At 74.7% G+C, this 19,519-nt stretch carries 8 protein-coding genes (1 of these 8 running past the window's edge); all 8 read left to right on the forward strand.

From position 1 onward, the window contains the following. Positions 1 to 9,514, forward strand: the 3' portion of a protein-coding gene (locus ABZ693_RS29540; protein ID WP_359883477.1) for a non-ribosomal peptide synthase/polyketide synthase. Its footprint begins 8,678 nt before the window's first position; only the last 9,514 of its 18,192 coding nucleotides appear in the window; the start codon falls outside the window, past its left edge; the stop codon is at positions 9,512 to 9,514. Further along, positions 9,514 to 10,758 (forward strand): crotonyl-CoA carboxylase/reductase, encoded by a 1,245-nt coding sequence (ccrA, locus tag ABZ693_RS29545; RefSeq protein ID WP_359883480.1) that lies wholly within the window; start codon positions 9,514 to 9,516, stop codon positions 10,756 to 10,758. The genes ABZ693_RS29540 and ccrA overlap by 1 nt, the downstream gene beginning before the upstream one ends. A gap of 107 nt (positions 10,759 to 10,865) precedes the next feature. Further along, positions 10,866 to 11,075, forward strand: a complete 210-nt coding sequence (locus tag ABZ693_RS29550; protein ID WP_359883483.1) for an MbtH family protein — start codon at positions 10,866 to 10,868, stop codon at positions 11,073 to 11,075. Between the two features lie 4 nt (positions 11,076 to 11,079). Next, entirely contained in the window at positions 11,080 to 11,703 is a 624-nt protein-coding gene (locus ABZ693_RS29555) for a 4'-phosphopantetheinyl transferase family protein (protein WP_359883485.1), read from the forward strand. Positions 11,704 to 11,753: 50 nt separating this feature from the next. After that, complete coding sequence (locus ABZ693_RS29560; RefSeq protein WP_359883488.1) at positions 11,754 to 15,485, forward strand: ABC transporter ATP-binding protein; 3,732 nt, start codon at positions 11,754 to 11,756, stop codon at positions 15,483 to 15,485. Further along, positions 15,482 to 16,507 carry a 4-hydroxy-3-methylbut-2-enyl diphosphate reductase gene (ispH, locus tag ABZ693_RS29565; RefSeq protein ID WP_359883491.1) on the forward strand — a complete coding sequence of 342 codons (1,026 nt, stop codon included), beginning with the start codon at positions 15,482 to 15,484 and terminating at the stop codon, positions 16,505 to 16,507. The genes ABZ693_RS29560 and ispH overlap by 4 nt, the downstream gene beginning before the upstream one ends. A gap of 17 nt (positions 16,508 to 16,524) precedes the next feature. Continuing rightward, a complete protein-coding gene (locus ABZ693_RS29570) occupies positions 16,525 to 18,345 on the forward strand; it encodes a 1-deoxy-D-xylulose-5-phosphate synthase (RefSeq protein ID WP_359883494.1) in 1,821 nt (606 codons plus the stop codon). A gap of 40 nt (positions 18,346 to 18,385) precedes the next feature. Then, positions 18,386 to 19,510, forward strand: coding sequence for a flavodoxin-dependent (E)-4-hydroxy-3-methylbut-2-enyl-diphosphate synthase (gene ispG, locus ABZ693_RS29575; RefSeq protein ID WP_435842579.1), 1,125 nt, complete (start codon positions 18,386 to 18,388; stop codon positions 19,508 to 19,510). The last annotated feature ends 9 nt before the right edge of the window (positions 19,511 to 19,519 follow it).

Here is a 19,519-nt window from a genome sequence, read left to right on the forward strand (position 1 = left end):
CGCCAACACCCAGGTCTACGTCCTCGACGGCCGGCTCCGTTTGGTGCCGCCGGGTGTGCCGGGTGAGTTGTACATCGCGGGTGACGGCGTGGCCCGCGGCTACCTCGGTCGTCCGGGTCTGACCTCGGAGCGTTTTGTCACCGACCCGTTCGGCGAGCCGGGTTCCCGTATGTATCGGACGGGAGACCTGGTCCGCTGGACTGAGGCCGGTGTCCTGGAGTTCGTCGGCCGTGCCGACGACCAGGTGAAGGTGCGCGGGTATCGCATCGAGCTGGGTGAAGTCGAGTCCGCGCTCTCCGCAGTCCCTGGCGTGGCACGCGCTGTCGCCATGGTCCGCGAGGACACCGCGAATGACCGCCGGCTCGTCGGCTACGTCGTCCCCACGGAGTCAACAGCCCTCGAAGCGGAGTCGGTTCGCCGTGCGGTGGCCGATCTCCTGCCGGAGTACATGGTTCCCTCCGCGGTCGTGGTCCTGGAGTCGGTGCCGCTGACCCCGAACGGCAAGACGGACCGCAAGGCCCTGCCCGCGCCCACCACCTCAGGCACCGTCCGCCGTGAGGCGCGTACGGCTCAAGAGGACATCCTCTGCGGCCTGTTCGCCGAGATCCTGGGCCTGTCCCGGGTCGGGATCGACGACAGCTTCTTCGACCTCGGCGGTCATTCCCTTCTCGCGACCCGCCTCGTGTCCCGGATTCGTACAGTCCTGGGCGTAGAACTGCCCGCCCGGGCCCTGTTCGAGACCCCCACCGTCGCCGCCCTCGCCCCGTACCTGGAGCGAGGAGGGGAGACCCGGCCCGCCCTCGTGTCGCGGGAGCGGCCCGCCGACGTCCCGCTGTCGTACGCGCAGCGCCGCCTCTGGGCGCTGAGCGGGCTCGGTGCGACGGCCGGCACGTACAACATCCCGATGGTCACCCGGCTCCGCGGCCCGCTGGACGCCGTCGCGCTGGAGACCGCGCTCGCCGACGTGGTGACCCGCCACGAGTCGCTGCGCACCGTCTTCCCCGCGACGTCCGACGGCACGCCCACGCAGGTCGTGCTCGACCCGGCCGAGGCACGTCCGTATCTGCACGTCGTACAGATCGAGGAGTCCGGCGTCGAGGCGGCCGTGGCCGCGGCGCAGCGCACCGACTTCGCCCTGGACACCGATCTGCCGCTGCGCGCCCAGCTGTTGGAGGTGGGCTCGGAGGACCACGTCCTCGTGCTGGTGCTGCACCACATCGCGGGCGACGCCTCCTCGATGCGGCCCCTGATCCGGGACCTGGCCACCGCGTACACCGCGCGTGCCGGGGGTGCCGCGCCGCAGTGGTCGCCGCTCCCCGTTCAGTACGCCGACTACGCGCTGTGGCAGCGCGAGGTGCTCGGCGACGAGTCCGACCCGGACAGCGAGATCGCCCGGCACCTCGCCCACTGGACACGGACCCTCGCGGGCCTGCCCGAGGTGCTGGCGCTGCCCACCGACCGGCCGCGCCCGGAGGAGGCCGGCCACGACGGCGGACTCGTGCCGCTCACGCTCGACGGCGAGCTGCACGCCGGGCTGCTCGACCTCGCCCGCTCCAGCCGGACCACGGTCTTCATGGTCCTCCAGGCGGCGCTGGCGACCCTGCTGACCCGGCTCGGCGCGGGCGAGGACATCCCGCTCGGCACGCCGGTGGCCGGGCGCGGCGACGAGGCTCTCGACGACCTGGTCGGCTTCTTCGTCAACACGCTGGTGCTGCGCACGGACACGTCCGGAAATCCGTCCTTCCGTGACCTGCTGGCCCGGGTCCGGGACGCCGACCTCGCCGCCTACAGCCACCAGGACGTGCCGTTCGAGCGGGTCGTGGACGCGGTCGCGCCGCGCCGGTCGGCCGCGTACCACCCGCTGTTCCAGGTCATGCTCTCCCTGGACAACGTCTCGCGGGCCGATGTACGCCTCGCCGGACTGACCGTCGACGCCGTCGGCGAGCCGGCCGGCGACGGGTCCGGGCGGGCCAAGTTCGACCTGTCGGTGCGGCTCTCCGAGCAGCGCTCCGACGAGGACGGACCGGCCGGCCTGCACGGCACCGTGGCCTACGCGGCGGACTTGTTCGACCGTGCGACGGTCGAGGCGATGGCGGACCGGTTCGTCACCGTCCTGAAGGCCGTGGTCGCGGACGCCGACCGGCGGATCGAGGATGTCGACATCCTCGGCGCCGCCGAGCGCGAGCTGCTGCTCTACGGCTGGAACGACACCGCCCGCCCGCTCCCGGACCTCCTCGTCCCGGAACTGATCGAGGCCCAGGTCGCCCGTACGCCCGACGCGCCCGCCCTTTCCTCGGGCGATGTGACCCTGTCGTACGCGGAGCTCAACGCGCGGGCGAACCGGCTGGCGCATCTGCTGAGCGGACGGGGCGCGGGTCCGGAGAAGGTCGTGGCGATCGCGGTGCCGCGGTCGCCGGAGATGATCGTCTCGGTGCTCGCCGTGCTCAAGTCCGGCGCGGCCTACCTGCCGGTCGACACCGAATACCCCGCCGACCGCATTGCCTACTTGTTCGAGGACGCCCGTCCCTGCCTGGTCGTCACCAGCGCCGAGGCCGAGGAGCGCGTGCCGTCCGCGGCCGCCGGGCGGATCGTCGTCGACGCGCCGGACACCGTCACCGCGCTCGCCGCCCAGCCGGTGCGGAACCCGGCCGACGCCGACCGGACCGCCCCGCTGACGGCCCGTACGCCCGCGTACGTCATCTACACCTCCGGCTCCACCGGCCGCCCCAAGGGCGTCGTCGTCGAGCACGGCGGCATCCCCAACATCGTCCTGGCCCGGACCGGTCCGTACGCCATGGGCCCGGGGAGCAGGGCGCTGCAGTTCGCGTCGCTCAGCTTCGACGCCGCGATGTCGGAGATCTGCACCCCGCTGTCCGCCGGCGCGTGCCTGGTGCTCGGCCCGGCCGACATGCTGCTCCAGGTCGCCGAACTGCCCGCGCTGCTGCGCGAGCAGGGCGTCACCCACGCGACGCTGCCGCCCGCGGTGCTCGCTCAGCTCTCGCCCGCGAGCCTGCGCACCGTCCGTACCCTCGTGACGGCCGGCGAGGCCGCCCCGGCCGGTCTGGTCGCCACCTGGGCGCCCGGGCGGCGCATGTTCAACGCGTACGGCCCCACGGAGACCACGGTCTCCTGCACCATGGCCGGGCCGCTGGCGCCCGAGGCCGGGGTGCCGCCGATCGGCGGCCCGCTGCCCAACACCCGCGTGTACGTGCTCGACCACCGGCTGCGGCCGGTCCCGGCCGGCGTCCCCGGCGAGCTGTACGTCGCCGGAATCGGCGTGGCCCGGGGCTATCTGCGCCGGCCCGGCCTGAGCGCCGAGCGGTTCGTCGCCGACCCGTTCGGTCCGGCCGGCGGCCGGATGTACCGCACCGGCGACGTGGTCAGCCGGATGCGCGACGGCCGGCTGCGGTTCGTCGGCAGGGCCGACGGCCAGGTGAAACTGCGCGGCTTCCGGATCGAACTCGGCGAGGTGGAGGCCGCCCTGACCGGCGCGCCGGGTGTCGCGCAGGCCGTGGCGACCGTACGGGAGGACCGTCCGGGCGTCCGGCAGCTCGTGGGCTACCTCGTGCCGGAGGCGGGTGCCGGACTCGACCTCGGAGCGGTACGCACCCATCTGCGGGCCGCCCTGCCGGCGCACCTGCTGCCGTCCGTCCTCATGGAGATCGGCCGGATCCCGCTGACCGTCAACGGCAAGACCGACAAGGCCGCGCTGCCCGCCCCCGAGCAGCCCGCGACCGCCCCGGCCGCCCCGGCGGCGCAGCGGTCCTCGGAACCGTCCGCGGACGACGACCCGCGGGCGCTGCTCTGCCGGATCGTCGGCGAGGTCCTCGGTCTGGCCGACGTCGGCGCCGACGACAACTTCTTCGCCCTGGGCGGCGACAGCATCAACGCCATCCAGGTCTCCGGCCGGGCCCGCCGGGCCGGGCTCGTCCTCACCCCACGCGACATCTTCCGCCACCAGACCGTCGCGGAGCTGGCCGCCGCGATCCGGCCCGCCGCCGAAGCCGTGCCCGTCGCCGACGACGGCGTCGGCGCCGTCCCCGGCACCCCGGTGGTCCGCTGGCTGCACCAGCTCGGCGGCCCGTTCCAGGGCCTCAACCAGTCCGTGCTGCTCCGGGTCCCCGGCGGCCTCGGACAGGACGAACTGACCCGGGCCGTCCAGGCCGTCGTCGACCACCACGACGTACTGCGCGCCCGGCTCACCGGTGCCGCGCTCGGCCTGCCGTGGAACCTGGAGACCGCGCCGCGCGGCGCGGTCGACGCCCGCACCCGCGTCAGCCGTATCGACGTCCGGGACGCGGCGGCCGACGCCGCCGACCTCGCCGCCGCGGTCTCCGCGCACGGCGAGGAGGCCCGGCGCCGGCTCGACCCGGAGAACGGTGTCCTGCTCCAGGTCGTCTGGTTCGACGCCGGCCCGGACGAGCAGGGCCTCCTCCTCGTCCTCCTGCACCACCTCGTCGTCGACGGCGTGTCGTGGCGGATCCTGCTGCCGGACCTGGCCGCCGCCTGGCAGGCCGCCCGCGAAGGCCGCGACCCGCGGCCCGCCCCGGTCGGCACGACCTTCCGCCGCTGGGCCCAGGCCCTCGTCATGGCGGCGCAGGACCCGGCCCGGATCGCCGAACTCCCGCTGTGGCGGCAGCAGACGCAGGGCCCCGACCCGCTCCTCGGCGCCCGCCGGCTCGACCCCGCCGTCGACACCCGGGAGACCGCCGAGCACCTGACGGCCGCCCTCCCCGCGGACCTGACGACGGCACTGCTGACCGACGTACCGGCCCGGTTCCGCACCCAGATCAACGACGTGCTGCTCACCGGCCTGACCCTCGCGATCGCCCGCTGGCGCCGCCGCTGGACCCAGGACGCGTCCCCCGCGGTGCTCGTCGACATGGAGGGCCACGGCCGCGAGGAACTGGACGAGACGCTCGACCTGTCCCGCACGGTCGGCTGGTTCACCAGCCGCTTCCCCGTCCGGCTCGACCCCGGTCCACTCGACCTGGACGAGGCCCTGGACGGTGGCGCCGCGACCGTCGCCGCCCTCGGACGGATCAAGGAGCAACTGCGCGCCCTGCCCGACAACGGACTCGGCTACGGCCTGCTCCGCTACCTCAACGCCGACACCGCGCTCGCCCTGGCGGGCACCGCCGCCCCGCAGATCGGCTTCAACTACCTCGGCCGGGTCGGCAGCGGCGGCGACACCCTCGGCGAGGGCGGACCCGCCGGCTGGTCCAGCGCGTCCGACCTGCGGATCCCGCTGCTCCCCGCCGACCCGGGCATGCCGTTCGGCCACTCCGTCGAGATCAACGCGGTCACCCGGGACGGCGACGACGGGCCCCGGCTCCACGTCACGTACTCCTGGCCCGCCGGACTCTTCGACCGCGCCGAGATGGAGGAACTCGCCGAACTGTGGTTCACCGCCCTGCGCGCCCTCGCCGACCCCGGCCAGTCCGAGCGCGGTGACGGGTTCACCCCCGGCGACCTGCCGACGTCGGGGCTGACCCAGCCCGAAATCGACGGCTTCGCGGCCGCCCCCGGCGGACTGGAGGACGCCTTCGCGCTCACCCCGCTCCAGGAGGGCCTGTTCTTCCACGCGCTCCAGGCGGACGACAGCGGCACGGACGTCTACACCGTCCAGCTGGTCCTCGACCTCGAAGGCCCGCTGGACCCGGCCCGCCTGCGCGCCGCCGGACAGACCGTCCTCGACCGGCACCCCAACCTGCGGGCGGGCTTCCACCACCGCGCGGACGGAGCGGCCGTCCAGGTCGTGCCGCGCTCCGCGGCCCTGCCCTGGGCCGAAGCCGACCTCGGCACACTGCCCGACGACGCCGCGCGGCACGAACTCGCGGCGCTCACCGAGGCCGCCCGCGGCCACCGCTTCGACCTGAGCCGGCCGCCGCTGGTCCGCTTCCTGCTGATCCGCCTCGGCGCCGAACGGCACCGGCTGGTCATCACCAAGCACCACATCCTGCTCGACGGCTGGTCCATGCCGCTGTTCCTGCGGGAACTGGTCACCCTGTACGAGAACGACGGCGACGCGGCCACGCTGCCCGCCCCCGCCCCGTTCCGCTCGTACGTCGCCTGGCTCGCCGCCCAGGACCGCACGGCGAGCGAGCGGGCCTGGCGCGACACCCTCGCCGGCGTCGAGGAGCCCACCCTGCTCGCCCCCGGCCGGGAACCGGCCGGACCCGCGCTGCCCGAGCAACTCGTGCACGACCTGTCGCCGGAGCTCACCGCGACCCTCCAGGCGCACGCGGCCCGGGCCGGCGTCACGATGAACACCGTGGTCCAGACGGCCTGGGCGCTCGTCCTCGGCCGTCACCTCGGCCGCGACGACGTCCTGTTCGGCACCACGGTCTCCGGCCGGCCGCCGGAGCTCCCCGGCGCCGAGAACATGATCGGCCTGTTCATCAACACCCTGCCGGTACGGGTCCGGTTCGACCGCTCCGAACGCTGGAGCGCCGCCCTGGCCCGCGTCCAGGACGAACAGACCGCCCTGCGCACCCACCAGTACATCGGCCTCGCCGACGTGCACCGGATCGCGGGCGTCCGGCCGCTGTTCGACACCGCCCTCGTCTACGAGAACTACCCACTGCCCGAGGACACCGAGCGCTCTCCGTCCCGGCTGCGCGCCACCGCGGTGCAGGGCCGCGACGCCGCCCACTATCCGCTGCTGCTGGTCGCGTCGCTGCGCGCGCAGGGCCTGCGGTTCCGTCTCGACCACCGGCCCGACGTGCTCGGCGCGGCGACCGCCCCCACGCTGATGGAGCGACTGACCCGGGTCCTGGAGTCGGTGGCCGCCGATCCCGAGCAGCCGGTGGGACGCGTCTCCGGGCTCTCCCACGAGGAGCGCCGCGCGCTCGCCGCCGGCGGCACGCGGACCCCGCTCGCCGCCGGCGCCCACGGCGGCCTCGGCGACACGATCCACGGCCGGATCGCCGCCCTCGCCGCCCGTACCCCGGACGCCGTCGCGGTGTCCCTGGGGGACGAGCGGCTCACCTGGCGGGAACTGGACGAGCGGGCCGACCGGCTGGCCCGGCTGCTGCGCGAACTGGGCACCGGCCCGGAGGACCGGGTCGGCGTCCTGCTCGACCGGTCGCCGCTGCTGGTCGTCACCTTCCTCGCCGTCCTCAAGGCGGGCGCGGTCTGCGTCCCGCTGGCGCCCGCCCACCCCGCGGAGCGGCAGCGGACCGTCCTCGACCGGGCCGGTGCGCGCGTCCTGCTCACCGACGCGGCCCGCGCCGCCGAACGGGCCGGCACGCCGGACCACGGCGTCACGACCGTCGCCGTCGACACCGACCCGCGCCCGGCCCGCCAGGACGGCACCGACCCCGGCGCGGCCGTCGAGCCGGACCGGCTGGCGTACGTGATGTTCACCTCCGGCTCCACCGGCGTGCCCAAGGGCGTGGCGGTCACCCACCGCGACATCGTCGAGCTCGCCGACGAGCCCTGCTGGGCCCCCGGCGCGCGGGAGCGGATGCTGTTCCACTCGCCGCACGCCTGGGACGCCGCCCTGCTGGAGGTGTGGGGGCCGCTGCTGAACCACGGCACGGTCGTCGTCGCCCCGCCCGGCGAGACCGACCTGAGGGACCTGGCCCGGCTCCTGGTCGCCGAGCGCGTCACCGGCCTCTGGCTGACGGCCGGTCTGTTCCGCTGGCTGGCCGAGGAGGAGCCGGATTGTTTCGCCGGCGTCCGCGAGGTGCGCACCGGTGGCGACGTCGTCCCCGCCGACGCCGTCCGCAAGGTCCTCGCCGCCTGCCCCGGCACCGTCGTCAGCAACGGCTACGGGCCCACCGAGACCACCGTGTTCGCCACCCACCACGCGATGCGGGCGGGCGACCCGGTCCCGGACAACGTGCCGATCGGCGTCCCGCTGCACGGCATGGCGGCCTACGTGCTCTCCCCGGAGCTGGAGCCGGTCCCCGACGGGGCCGTCGGCGAGCTGTACCTCGCGGGTTCCGGGCTCGCCCGCGGCTACGAGAACGACCCGGCGCTCAGCGCCTGTTCGTTCGTCGCCGACCCGTTCGGGAGCCCGGGGACGAGGATGTACCGCTCCGGCGACCTGGCCCGCCGCCGCCCGGACGGCACCCTGGAGTTCGTCGGCCGGGCCGACGACCAGGTGAAGCTGCGCGGCTTCCGGATCGAGCTCAGCGAGGTCGACGGCGCGCTCGTGGCCCTGCCCGGCGTGGCCCACGCGGCCTCCCTGGTCCGCGAGGACCGGCCCGGCGACAAGGTCCTCGTCGCCTACACGGTGCCCGCGCCCGGCTCACCCGCCCCGGATCCGGCGACGATGCGCGCCCGGCTTGCCGAGAAGCTGCCGGACTACCTCGTCCCGGCCGCGATCGTCGTGCTCGACGCGCTGCCGCTCACCGCGAACGGCAAGCTGGACCGGGCGGCGCTGCCCGCTCCCGCCCACGGCGGCGCGCGCACCGGACGCGGCCCGCGTACCCCGCGCGAGGAGCTGCTGTGCGGGCTGTTCGCCGACGTCCTCGGTGCCGACGAGGTCGGCATCGACGACGAGTTCTTCGCCCTCGGCGGCAATTCGCTGCTCGCGGCCGGGCTCGTCAGCCGGATCCGTGCCGTCCTCGGCGTCGAACTCGGCATCCAGGCGCTGTTCCTGGCGCCCACGGTCGCCGGACTCGCCGCCGCCCTCGACGACGAGGACCCGGACGCCGCCGGAGCGCTGGACGTCCTGCTGCCGCTGCGCACCCGCGGCGACCTTCCGCCGGTGTTCTGCTTCCACGCCGCGGGCGGCCTGAGCTGGCGGTACGCCGCCCTGCTGCGGCACCTGCCGGCCGGCCACCCGGTGTACGGCCTCCAGGCCCGCGCCTTCGCCGAGCCCGGCCACCGCCCGGCGAGCCTGGAGGAGGCCGCCGCCGACTACGTCGAGCGGATCCGCTCCGTCCAGCCGTCCGGTCCCTACCACCTGGTGGGCTGGTCGCTCGGCGGCCTGGTCGCCCAGGCGGCCGCGGTCCTCCTGGAGGAGGCCGGCGAGGAGGTCGCGACTGTCGCGGTCCTGGACTCCTACCCGGCGCGGCCCGGCGACCCGGTCGTCGTGCCCCCGGCGGCGCGGGTCCTCGGCGCCCTCCTCGACGCGGCCGGCGTCGGCCCGGACCGCGGCGAGGAGGAGCTCACCCCCGAGGCGGGTGCCGCGCTGCTGCGGGCCCGCGGCGGACCGCTCGCGGCGCTGCTCGCCGACCGGGTCGGCGCCCTCGTCGACGCGTACCGCACCGGCGTCGAGCTGCGCGCGGGCTTCGCCCCGCGCCGGTTCTCGGGCGACCTGCTGCTGTTCGTCGCGAGCGGCGGTTCCGACGGCGGCGGCTTCCGGCCCGACTCCGGGGGGATCTCCGAGGGCGCCCTCGCCGAGAAGGCCGGCCGCTGGCGCCCGTACACCGACGGCACGATCGCCGTCCACCCGGTCGACTGCCGCCACGAGGACATGCTGCGGCCCGAGCCGCTGGCCGTCGTCGGCGGCGCGCTCGCCGCCCATCTGAACGCCCGCACCACACGGAAGGACACCTGATGACCCGGGAGTTGTACGCACTGGGGGAGACACCGCCCCTGGGCGAGGTGCCCCGTCTCATGCACGCCGGCGTGATCCGGCGCGAGCGGTACGGCCCGCCCGAGCAGTCGATCCAGGTCGAGGCGGTGGACGTGCCGCCGGTCGGCCGCGGGCAGGTCCTCATCTGGGTCATGGCCGCCGGGATCAACTACAACGGCGTCTGGGCCGGGCTCGGCACCCCCGCCGATGTCATCGCCGACCGTCAACGGGCCGGCGACCCGCTCGACTTCCACATCGCCGGATCCGAGGGCGCCGGAGTGGTCTGGGCCGTCGGCGAGGGGGTCACCCAGTTCACGGTCGGCGACCACGTCATCGTCGGCGGCGTCACCTGGGACGAGTCGGCTCCCGACATCCGCCTCGGCACCGACCCGACCGCCTCCCGCTCCCAGCGGGCCTGGGGCTACGAGTCGAACCACGGCTCCTTCGCGCAGTTCACCGTGGCCGACGAGTACCAGTGCCACAAGAAGCCCCCGCACCTCACCTGGGAGGAGGCCGGCTGCTTCCTCGGCGGCGGCTCCACCTCGTACCGCATGCTCATGGGCTGGCACCCGCACACGGTCCGGCCGGGCGATCCCGTCCTCGTCTGGGGCGGCGCCGGCGGTCTCGGCTCCATGGCGATACAGCTCGTGAAATACTTCGGGGGAATTCCGGTCGCCGTGGTGTCGGACGACGACAAATTCGACTACTGTAAGCGCCTGGGGGCGCGCGGCGTCATCAATCGGAATGAATTCGACCACTGGGGTCGGCTGCCCGATTCGAGCGACACCGTCGCCTACCGGGAATGGCTCTCGGGGGTCCGCTCCTTCGGCCGCGCCTTCTGGGACGCGCTCGGCGAGCGCAAAGACCCCGCCATCGTCCTGGAGCACCCCGGCCGGGCCACCCTGCCGACCTCGGTCTACGTCTGCGACCGGGCCGGCATGGTCGTCACCTGCGCCGGCACCAGCGGCTACAACGGCGACATCGACCTGCGGTTCCTCTGGATGTTCCAGAAGCGGCTGCAGGGCTCGCACGCCGCGAACGTACGCCAGACCGCGGCGGTCATCGAGCTCGTCGCGGCCGGCCACATCGACCCCTGCCTCAGCCTCGCCCTGCCGTTCACCGAGATCGGCCGGGCGCACCAGATGGTCTACGAGAACAAGCAGCCGCCCGGCAATGTGGCGGTCCTCGTGAACGCGCCGGAACCCGGCCTCACGGATATGCGCTGAAATCTTTTCGAAAGAGGTTGCCACTCTTTCTCTGATTGGCTAGAAAGAGTGGCAACGGAAACAAGAAGTCGCTGCATTCGCTTCGGGAAAAGGAAAAGGGAAAAGAAATGACGAACCCGTTCGAGAACGCCGACGGCCGCTACCTCGTCCTCGTCAACGACGAGGGCCAGCACTCCCTGTGGCCGGACTTCGCCGAGGTCCCGGCCGGCTGGGAGGTCGCCTTCGGGGAGAGCGACCGCCAGGCCTGCCTCGACCACATCGAGGCCAACTGGACGGACATGCGCCCGAAGAGCCTCGTCCGCGCGATGGCGTCCTGACCCGGTGACCGGCCCCGACGCCGTCACGGTGCTCTGGGGCCCCGTCGCCTCCGGCGAACGGCGCGCGGCGCACACCACGCTGCTGCGCGCCGCCGCGGAGCTGACCGGCAGTCCGCTCCACCGGATCGGGCTCGCCCACGACCCCGGCGGCCGCCCCCGGCTCACCGGATCCGCCGCCCGGCTCCACGTGAGCGTGAGCCACAGCCCGGGAGCCCGGGCCGTGGCGCTCGCCCGGACCCCGGTCGGCGTCGACATCGAGACCGTACGGCCCGTGCCCGCCCTCGCGCTGGCCCGGCGCTGGCTCGCCCCCGCCGACGCCGACTGGGTCGGCCGCCTCCCCGCGCCGGACCGGGTCCCCGCCTTCTACTGGCTCTGGACCCAGAAGGAGGCCGTCGGCAAGGCCCGCGGCCACGGACTCGCCCACGGCGGACTCACCCAGCCGCTGGCCCACCCCCCGCACTGGCCCCCGCCCCCCGCCGCGGGCGGGACGCCCGCCCTGCGGGCCCTGCCCGGCGGGACCGGGGCCGCCTGCACGGTCCTGCCGACCGGCGCCGGCCCGCACGTCCTCGCGGTCGCCGGCCTCGGCGGCCCGGGCACACCGGTCGACCTGCGCCGCTGCGACGCATGACCCCCCACCGCACCCCACCCACCACCACCTTCACGAGAGGAGGCCCCGGGATGGCCCACCCCACCGACGACACCGGCCGGGGTTCCTGGACCGGGCGGCTGACCCGCCGCTGTCTGCGGCACCGGCGCAGCGTGCTCGTGGCGGTCCTCGCCGCGCTCCTCGGGACCGCGACCAGCGCCCTCGTCCCCCTCGTCACGATGGTGATCGTCGACGACGTCGTCCTGCGCCCCGCCCGCTCCGCCGCGTGGTGGACCGGAGCGCTGCTCGCCGTCGCCGCGCTCGGCTACCTCGCCGCGTACCTGCGCCGCCTGTACGCCGGGCGGCTCGCCGCCGACGTCCAGCACGACCTGCGGGTCGACCTGTTCCGCTCGCTCTCCCGTCTGGACGGCGTACGGCGCGACGAACTGAGCACCGGCCAGCTTTTGGGCCGGGCCTCCGGAGACCTCAACATGGTCTTCGGACTGGTCTCCACCCTGCCCACCGCGATCTCCAGCGCGGCCCTGCTGGTGGTCTCCCTGGTCCTCATCGCCACACTGTCCCCGCTGCTCGCCCTGGTCGCGCTCGCCCTGGTCCCCGCCCTGTGGTTCATCGGCCGGCGCAGCCGCACCTGGCTCTACCCCGCGACCTGGTACGCCCAGAACCAGGCCGCCGCCGTCGCCGGAGTCGTCGCCAGCTCCACCGCCGGCATCCGCGTCGTCAAGGGATTCGGCCAGGAACAGCGGGAGACGGACCGGCTGGCCCATGCCGCCCGGCGGCTCTTCGCCGGCCGGATGCGCGCCGTGCGGCTCAACGCCCGCTACGGGCCCGCCCTCCAGTGCGTGCCCTCCCTCGGACAGGTCGGCGCCCTCGCGGTCGGCGGCTGGCTGGCGGCCCGGGGCGAACTCAGCCTCGGCGCACTCCTCGCCTTCTCCTCCTACCTCGCCCAGCTCGTCGGCCCCGTCAAGACCCTCGCCGCCCTGCTCACCATGGGCCAGCAGGCCGGCGCCGGGATCGAGCGGGTCCTCGAAGTGATCGACACCCGCCCGCTGCTGACCGAGGGCGCGGGCCGGCTGCCCGAAGAGGGCCCCCTCGGCGTCGAGTTCGACCGTGTCACCTTCGCCTACGGCCCCGGCCGGCCCGTCCTCACCGACCTCTCCCTGCGCGTCGAACCCGGCGAGACCCTGGCCCTCGTCGGCGCCCCTGGATCGGGCAAGTCCACCCTCGCCCTGCTGCTCTCCCGGTTCCACGACGTCGCCGAGGGCGCGGTACGGATCGGCGGCGCCGATGTCCGCGACCTGACCTTCGAGTCCCTGCGCGGCGCGGTCGCCGGCGTCCCCGAGGACACGGCCCTGCTCACCGGGACCGTCCGCGAAGCCGTCGCCTACGGCCGGCCCGACGCCACCGACGCGGAGATCCACGCCGCGGCCCGAACCGCCCAGGCGCACGCCTTCGTCACCGCCCTGCCCGACGGCTACGCCACGACGCTCGGCGAACGCGGCGCGCTGTCCGGCGGCCAGCGCCAGCGCCTCGCCCTCGCACGGGCCCTCGCCGCCGCCCCCCGCGTCCTCGTCCTCGACGACGCCACCTCCGCCGTCGACGCCCGCGTCGAGCAGCGCATCCACGACGCCCTGCGCGCCCAGGCCGAGGGCCGTACCACCCTGATCGTCGCCCGCCGCCGCTCGACCCTCGCGCTCGCCGACCGGATCGCCGTCCTCGACCACGGCCGGATCGTCGACCTCGGCACCCACCGCGAACTCACCGCCCGCTGCCCGCTCTACCGCACGATCCTCCAGCACGACCCCGCCACGCCTCCGGCCGAGACGGCCGCCGCCGTGCCCGCGGCCCCCGCGGGGGACCGGAACCGCCTTGCCCCGAACGCCCCGAAAGCCCTGAAGCCGGCCCCCGCCCCGTCCTCCGCCGCCGCGCGCATGCAGGCCCGGGTCGCGGCGCTGCCGCCGGCCCTCGACCTCCCCGGCGTCGACGAGACCGAGGCCGCCCGCGACCCCGGGGCCGACGGCACCGGCGAGTTCGGACTGCGCCACCTGCTGCGCGGATACCGCCTGCCGCTCGCCCTCGGCCTCGCCCTGGTCGTCGCCGACGCGCTCGCCGGACTCACCCTGCCCTTCGTGCTGCGGCAGGGCATCGAGGGCGGCGCCCACCGCCTCGCCCTCACCGCCGTCGCCACCGCCTCCCTCGCCGCGCTGGCGCTCGTCCTCGCCCAGTACGCCGTCCAGTGGGCCGCGGTCCGGGTCACCGGACGCACGGGGGAGCGGCTGCTGTACGGCCTGCGGATCCGGGTCTTCGCCCACCTGCACCGCCTGGGGCTCGACCACTTCGAGAACGAGGCGCCCGGCCGCACCCTCACCCGGATGACCACCGACGTCGACTCGCTCTCCTCCTTCCTCCAGACCGGCCTGCTCAGCGTCCTCGTCAGCGTCCTCACCCTGTTCGGCGTGCTCGTCGCGCTCGGCGCCGCCGACGCCGGGATGCTGCTTGTCGTCCTCGTCGTCCTCCCGCCGATCGCCCTCGCCACCGTCGTCTTCCGCCGGGCCTCCGCCCGCAGCTACGCGGACGCCCGGGAACGGCTCGCCGCCGTCAACGGCGCGTTCCAGGAAGGCGCGGCCGGCATGCGCACCGTGCAGGCGTTCCGCCGCGAGGAGTCCGTCGTCACCGCCTTCGCCCGGCACAGCGACGCCTACCGGCGCGCCCGGGTCCGCGGCCAGCTCCTGTCCGCCCGCTACTTCCCGTTCATCCAGCTCCTGGCCGCCTGCGTCACCGCCGCGGTCCTCGCCGTCGGCGCGCACCGGGTGGCCGCGGGCACTCTGACGGTCGGCGCCCTCGTCGCGTACCTCCTCTACATGGACCTGTTCTTCGTCCCGGTACAGCAGCTCTCCCAGCTCTTCGACGGCTACCAGCAGGCACGGGTGTCCCTGCTGCGGATCAGGGACCTGCTCCGGCTGCGCAGCACCACCCCGAACGCCGCCGACGCGCGCACCGTCCGCTCCCTGCGCGGCGAACTCGTCTTCGACGACGTCGACTTCCACTACCAGGACGGCCGTCCGGCGCTGAGCGGGATCCGGCTGCGCATCCCGCGGGGACAGACGGTCGCCTTCGTCGGCACGACCGGCGCCGGCAAGTCGACCCTCGTCAAGCTCGCCGCCCGGTTCCACGACCCGACCCGCGGGGCCGTCCGGATCGACGGGACCGACCTGCGCGACCTGGACCTCACCGGCTACCGGAAACGGCTCGGCGTCGTCCCCCAGGAGCCGTACCTCTTCGCCGGAACCGTCCGCGAGGCCATCGCCTACGGCCGGCCGGACGCCACCGACGCCGAGATCGCCGACGCGGCCCGCCGGGTCGGCGCCCACGACACCCTCAGCTCCCTCGACCGCGGCTACGACCACCACGTGACCGAAGGCGGACACAACCTCTCCGCCGGACAGCGGCAACTGATCTCGCTGGCCCGCGCCGAACTGGTCCGCCCCGACGTCCTCCTGCTCGACGAGGCCACCGCGTCCCTCGACCTCGCCACCGAGGCCCTGGTCAACCGGGCGACCGAACGCCTCGTCCGCGACCGTACCGCCCTGATCGTCGCCCACCGCCTCGGCGTCGCCTCCCGCGCCGACCGGATCGTCGTCGTCGACGACGGCCGGATCCGGGAGGACGGCGCCCACGACGAACTCCTCGCCCTGGACGGGATCTACGCCGCACTGTGGCGCGCCTCGCAGGGGCGCCCGCCCGCGGCCCCCGCCCCGCGGCCCACCACCCTCACCCACGACTCCTACGAACGGAGCGCTTCATGAGCGCCACCATGCAACCGGCCGGCCCGGACGCCCCGGCCGGCGACCGGCCCCCGCGCGTCGTCCTCGCCCAGCCGCGCGGCTTCTGCGCCGGGGTGCGCCGTGCCATCGGCATCGTGGAACGCGCCCTCGACCTCCACGGCGCCCCGGTGTACGTGCGCAAGGAGATCGTGCACAACCACCACGTCGTGGCCGAGCTGGAGAAGCGCGGTGCCCGGTTCGTCGACAGCGAGGAGGACGTGCCCGAAGGCGCCGTCTGCGTCTTCTCCGCCCACGGCGTCTCACCGGCCGTACGCGACGGCGCCGCCGGGCGCCGCCTCGAAGTCATCGACGCCACCTGCCCGCTGGTCTCCAAGGTCCACCAGGCGGCCGTCCGCTACGCCCGCGACGGCCGGACCATCCTGCTGGTCGGCCACGCCGACCACGAGGAGGTCGAGGGCGTTCGCGGCGAGGCCCCCGAACGCACCATCGTCGTCGAGAACGAGGACGACGTCGCCACGCTCGACCTGCCCGACGACGCGCCGGTGGCCTACCTGACCCAGACCACCCTGTCCTTCGACGAGACCCGGCGGGTCGTCGACGCGCTGCGCGCCCGCTTCACCGACCTCGCCGGCCCCGCCGACGGCGACATCTGCTACGCCAGCCAGAACCGCCAGAACGCCGTCAAGGCCCTCGCCCGCCGCAACGACCTCGTCCTGGTCGTCGGCTCCCGCAACTCCAGCAACTCGATCCGGATGGTCGAGGTCGCCCGGGAGCACGGCAGCGCCGCGCACCTCGTCCCGGACGCCGGCCACCTCGACGAGTCCTGGCTCGCCGGGGCGTCGAGCATCGGCGTCAGCTCCGGCGCCAGCGCCCCGGAGATCCTCGTCCGCGGGCTCGTCGACCGGCTCGCCGCACTCGGCTGGCACGACGTCGAACTGGACGACGGCATCGCCGAGGACGTCGTCTTCTCCATGCCCGCCCGGCTGGCCGACCCGGTCACCGGCCGGGTCCCCCGGACCCCTCTGGCCGATGAGGCCCTGTGACCAGAACAGGATCTGTCATGACGTCGATCGCATCGGTCCACGGCCCCGACGGCCTGCGCGCCCTCACCCTCCCGCAGACCGAGGAACTCGCCGCGGACATCCGGCGCCTCCTCGTCGAGGAGGTCACCCGCACCGGCGGCCACCTCGGCCCCGGCCTCGGCGTCGTCGAACTCACCCTCGCCCTGCACCGGGTCTTCGAGTCCCCGCGCGATCAGATCCTGTGGGACACCGGGCACCAGACCTACCCCCACAAGATCATCACCGGCCGGGCGGCCGCCTTCGGCACCCTGCGCCAGCCCGGCGGACTCTCCGGCTACCCCTCCCGCGCCGAGTCCGCGCACGACCTCATCGAGAACTCCCACGCCTCGACGGTCCTGTCCTACGCCGACGGCCTCGCCAAGGCCCACCGGCTGACCGGCGCCACCGACCGCGCCGTCGTCGCCGTCATCGGCGACGGCGCCCTCACCGGCGGCATGGCCTGGGAGGCCCTGAACAACCTCGCCGACGGCGCCGACCGCCCGGTGGTCGTCGTCCTCAACGACAACACCCGCTCCTACGCCCCCACCGTCGGCGGCATCCCCGCCCACCTGGCGCGGCTGCGCACCGAGGACCGCTCCTCGCACTCCATCTTCGAGAACCTCGGCCTCGCGTACGTCGGACCCGTCGACGGACACGACATCGCGGCCCTCGAAGAAGCCCTGCGCCACGCGGCCGGACTCGGCCGGCCCGTCGTCGTCCACTGCCTGACCGAGAAGGGCCGCGGCCACGCCCCCGCCGAACAGGACGAGGCCGACCGCTTCCACGCCGTACGCCCCCGCCCCGCCGCCCGGACCGCCCCGCGCCCCGCCCCGGAACCCGCCTGGACCGACGTGCTCGGCGAGGAGCTCGCCGCACTCGGCGACCGGCACCCCGAGGTGGTCGCCCTCACCGCGGCCATGCTCGCCCCCACCGGCCTCACCGCCTTCGCCGACCGCTTCCCCGACCGCACCTTCGACGTCGGCATCGCCGAGCAGCACGCCGTCACCTCCGCCGCCGGCCTCGCCCTCGGAGGACTGCACCCCGTCGTGGCGGTGTACGCGACCTTCCTCAACCGGGCCTTCGACCAGATGCTGCTCGACGTCGCCCTGCACCGCGCCCCGGTCACCTTCGTCCTCGACCGGGCCGGCGTCACCGGCGACGACGGCGCCTCGCACAACGGCATGTGGGACCTGACCCTGTTCCAGATGGTCCCCGGCCTGCGCGTGGCAGCCCCGCGTGACGCGGCCACCCTGCGCCGCGCCTTGCGCGAGGCCCTCGCGGTCCAGGACGGCCCCACCGCGCTGCGCTTCCCCAAGGGCTCCGCGGGCCCCGACATCCCCGCCGTCGCCACCCTCGACGGCATGGACGTCCTGCGCCGTCCGGGCTCCTACGCCCGGGACGTGCTCCTCGTCTCCGTCGGCGCGATGGCCGGGGTCTGCCTGGAGGCGGCCGACCGCATCGCGGAGCACGGCTTCGGCGTCACCGTCGTCGACCCGCGCTGGATCGCCCCCGTCCCCGACGCCCTGGTGGAGCTCGGCCTTGGCCACGCGCTGGTCGCCACCGTCGAGGACGGCGGCCGCAGCGGCGGCGCCGGGGCCGCGATCTCCCAGGCCCTCGCCGACGCCGGCGCCCGCACCCCGGTCCGTACCTTCGGGCTGCCCCAGCGCTTCCTGGACCACGGCCGCCGCGACGACATCCTCGCCGCCCACGGCCTGACCGGCCGCCACATCGCCCGCGCCGTCGTCGAGGCCCTCGCCGGCCGCGACGACTCCGTCTCGATCGGCGACCTGGCCCCGCAGCCCGTCGGCGCCGACCAGTGAACCGCCCACCCCTCACCCGTACCAGAGCAGGAGACACCCCATGACGGTCGCGCTCGGTATCCCGTCGATGCCCGCCCCGGTCCTCGGCGCCCGCCGCCCCACCCGCCAGCTCCGGGTCGGCAAGGTCGGCGTGGGCAGCCGGTCCCCGATCTCGGTGCAGTCCATGACGACCACGCTCACCTCGGACGTCAACGCCACCCTTCAGCAGATCGCCGAACTCACCGCCGCGGGCTGCGACATCGTCCGGGTGGCCTGCCCCTCCCAGGACGACGCGGACGCGCTGCCCGCCATCGCCGCCAAGTCGCCGATCCCGGTGATCGCGGACATCCACTTCCAGCCGCGCTACGTCTTCGCCGCCATCGAGGCGGGCTGCGCCGCGGTCCGCGTCAACCCCGGCAACATCAAGAAGTTCGACGACCGGGTCAAGGACATCGCCCGGGCCGCCCAGGACCACGGCACCCCCATCCGCATCGGGGTCAACGCCGGCTCCCTGGACGCCCGGCTGCTCCAGAAGTACGGCAAGGCCACGCCCGAGGCCCTCGTCGAGTCGGCGCTGTGGGAGGCGAGCCTCTTCGCCGAGCACGGCTTCCACGACCTGAAGATCTCCGTGAAGCACAACGACCCCGTCGTCATGGTCCGCGCCTACGAACTCCTCGCCGAGGCCTGCGACTACCCCCTGCACCTCGGTGTCACCGAGGCCGGCCCGGCCTTCCAGGGCACCGTCAAGTCCGCCGTCGCCTTCGGCGCGCTGCTGCGCCAGGGCATCGGCGACACCGTCCGCGTCTCCCTCTCCGCACCCCCGGTCGAGGAGGTCAAGGTCGCCAACCAGATCCTCCAGTCGCTCAACCTGCGCCCGCGGAAGCTGGACATCGTCTCCTGCCCGTCCTGCGGCCGCGCCCAGGTCGACGTCTACAAGCTCGCCGAGGAGGTCACCGCCGGCCTCGACGGTATGGAGGTCCCGCTGCGCGTGGCCGTCATGGGCTGCGTCGTCAACGGCCCCGGCGAGGCCCGCGAGGCCGATCTCGGTGTCGCCTCCGGCAACGGCAAGGGCCAGATCTTCGTCAAGGGCGAGGTCATCAAGACCCGGCAGCGCCGCACGATGATGACCCGGATCGAGGACCGGTGGCAGCGCCGCCGCGACGAACAGCAGGGCGGTCACCACTGACGCGGTCTT

The organism is Streptomyces laurentii, from assembly GCF_040635425.1.
In the GTDB taxonomy this organism is placed as follows: domain Bacteria; phylum Actinomycetota; class Actinomycetes; order Streptomycetales; family Streptomycetaceae; genus Streptomyces; species Streptomyces laurentii.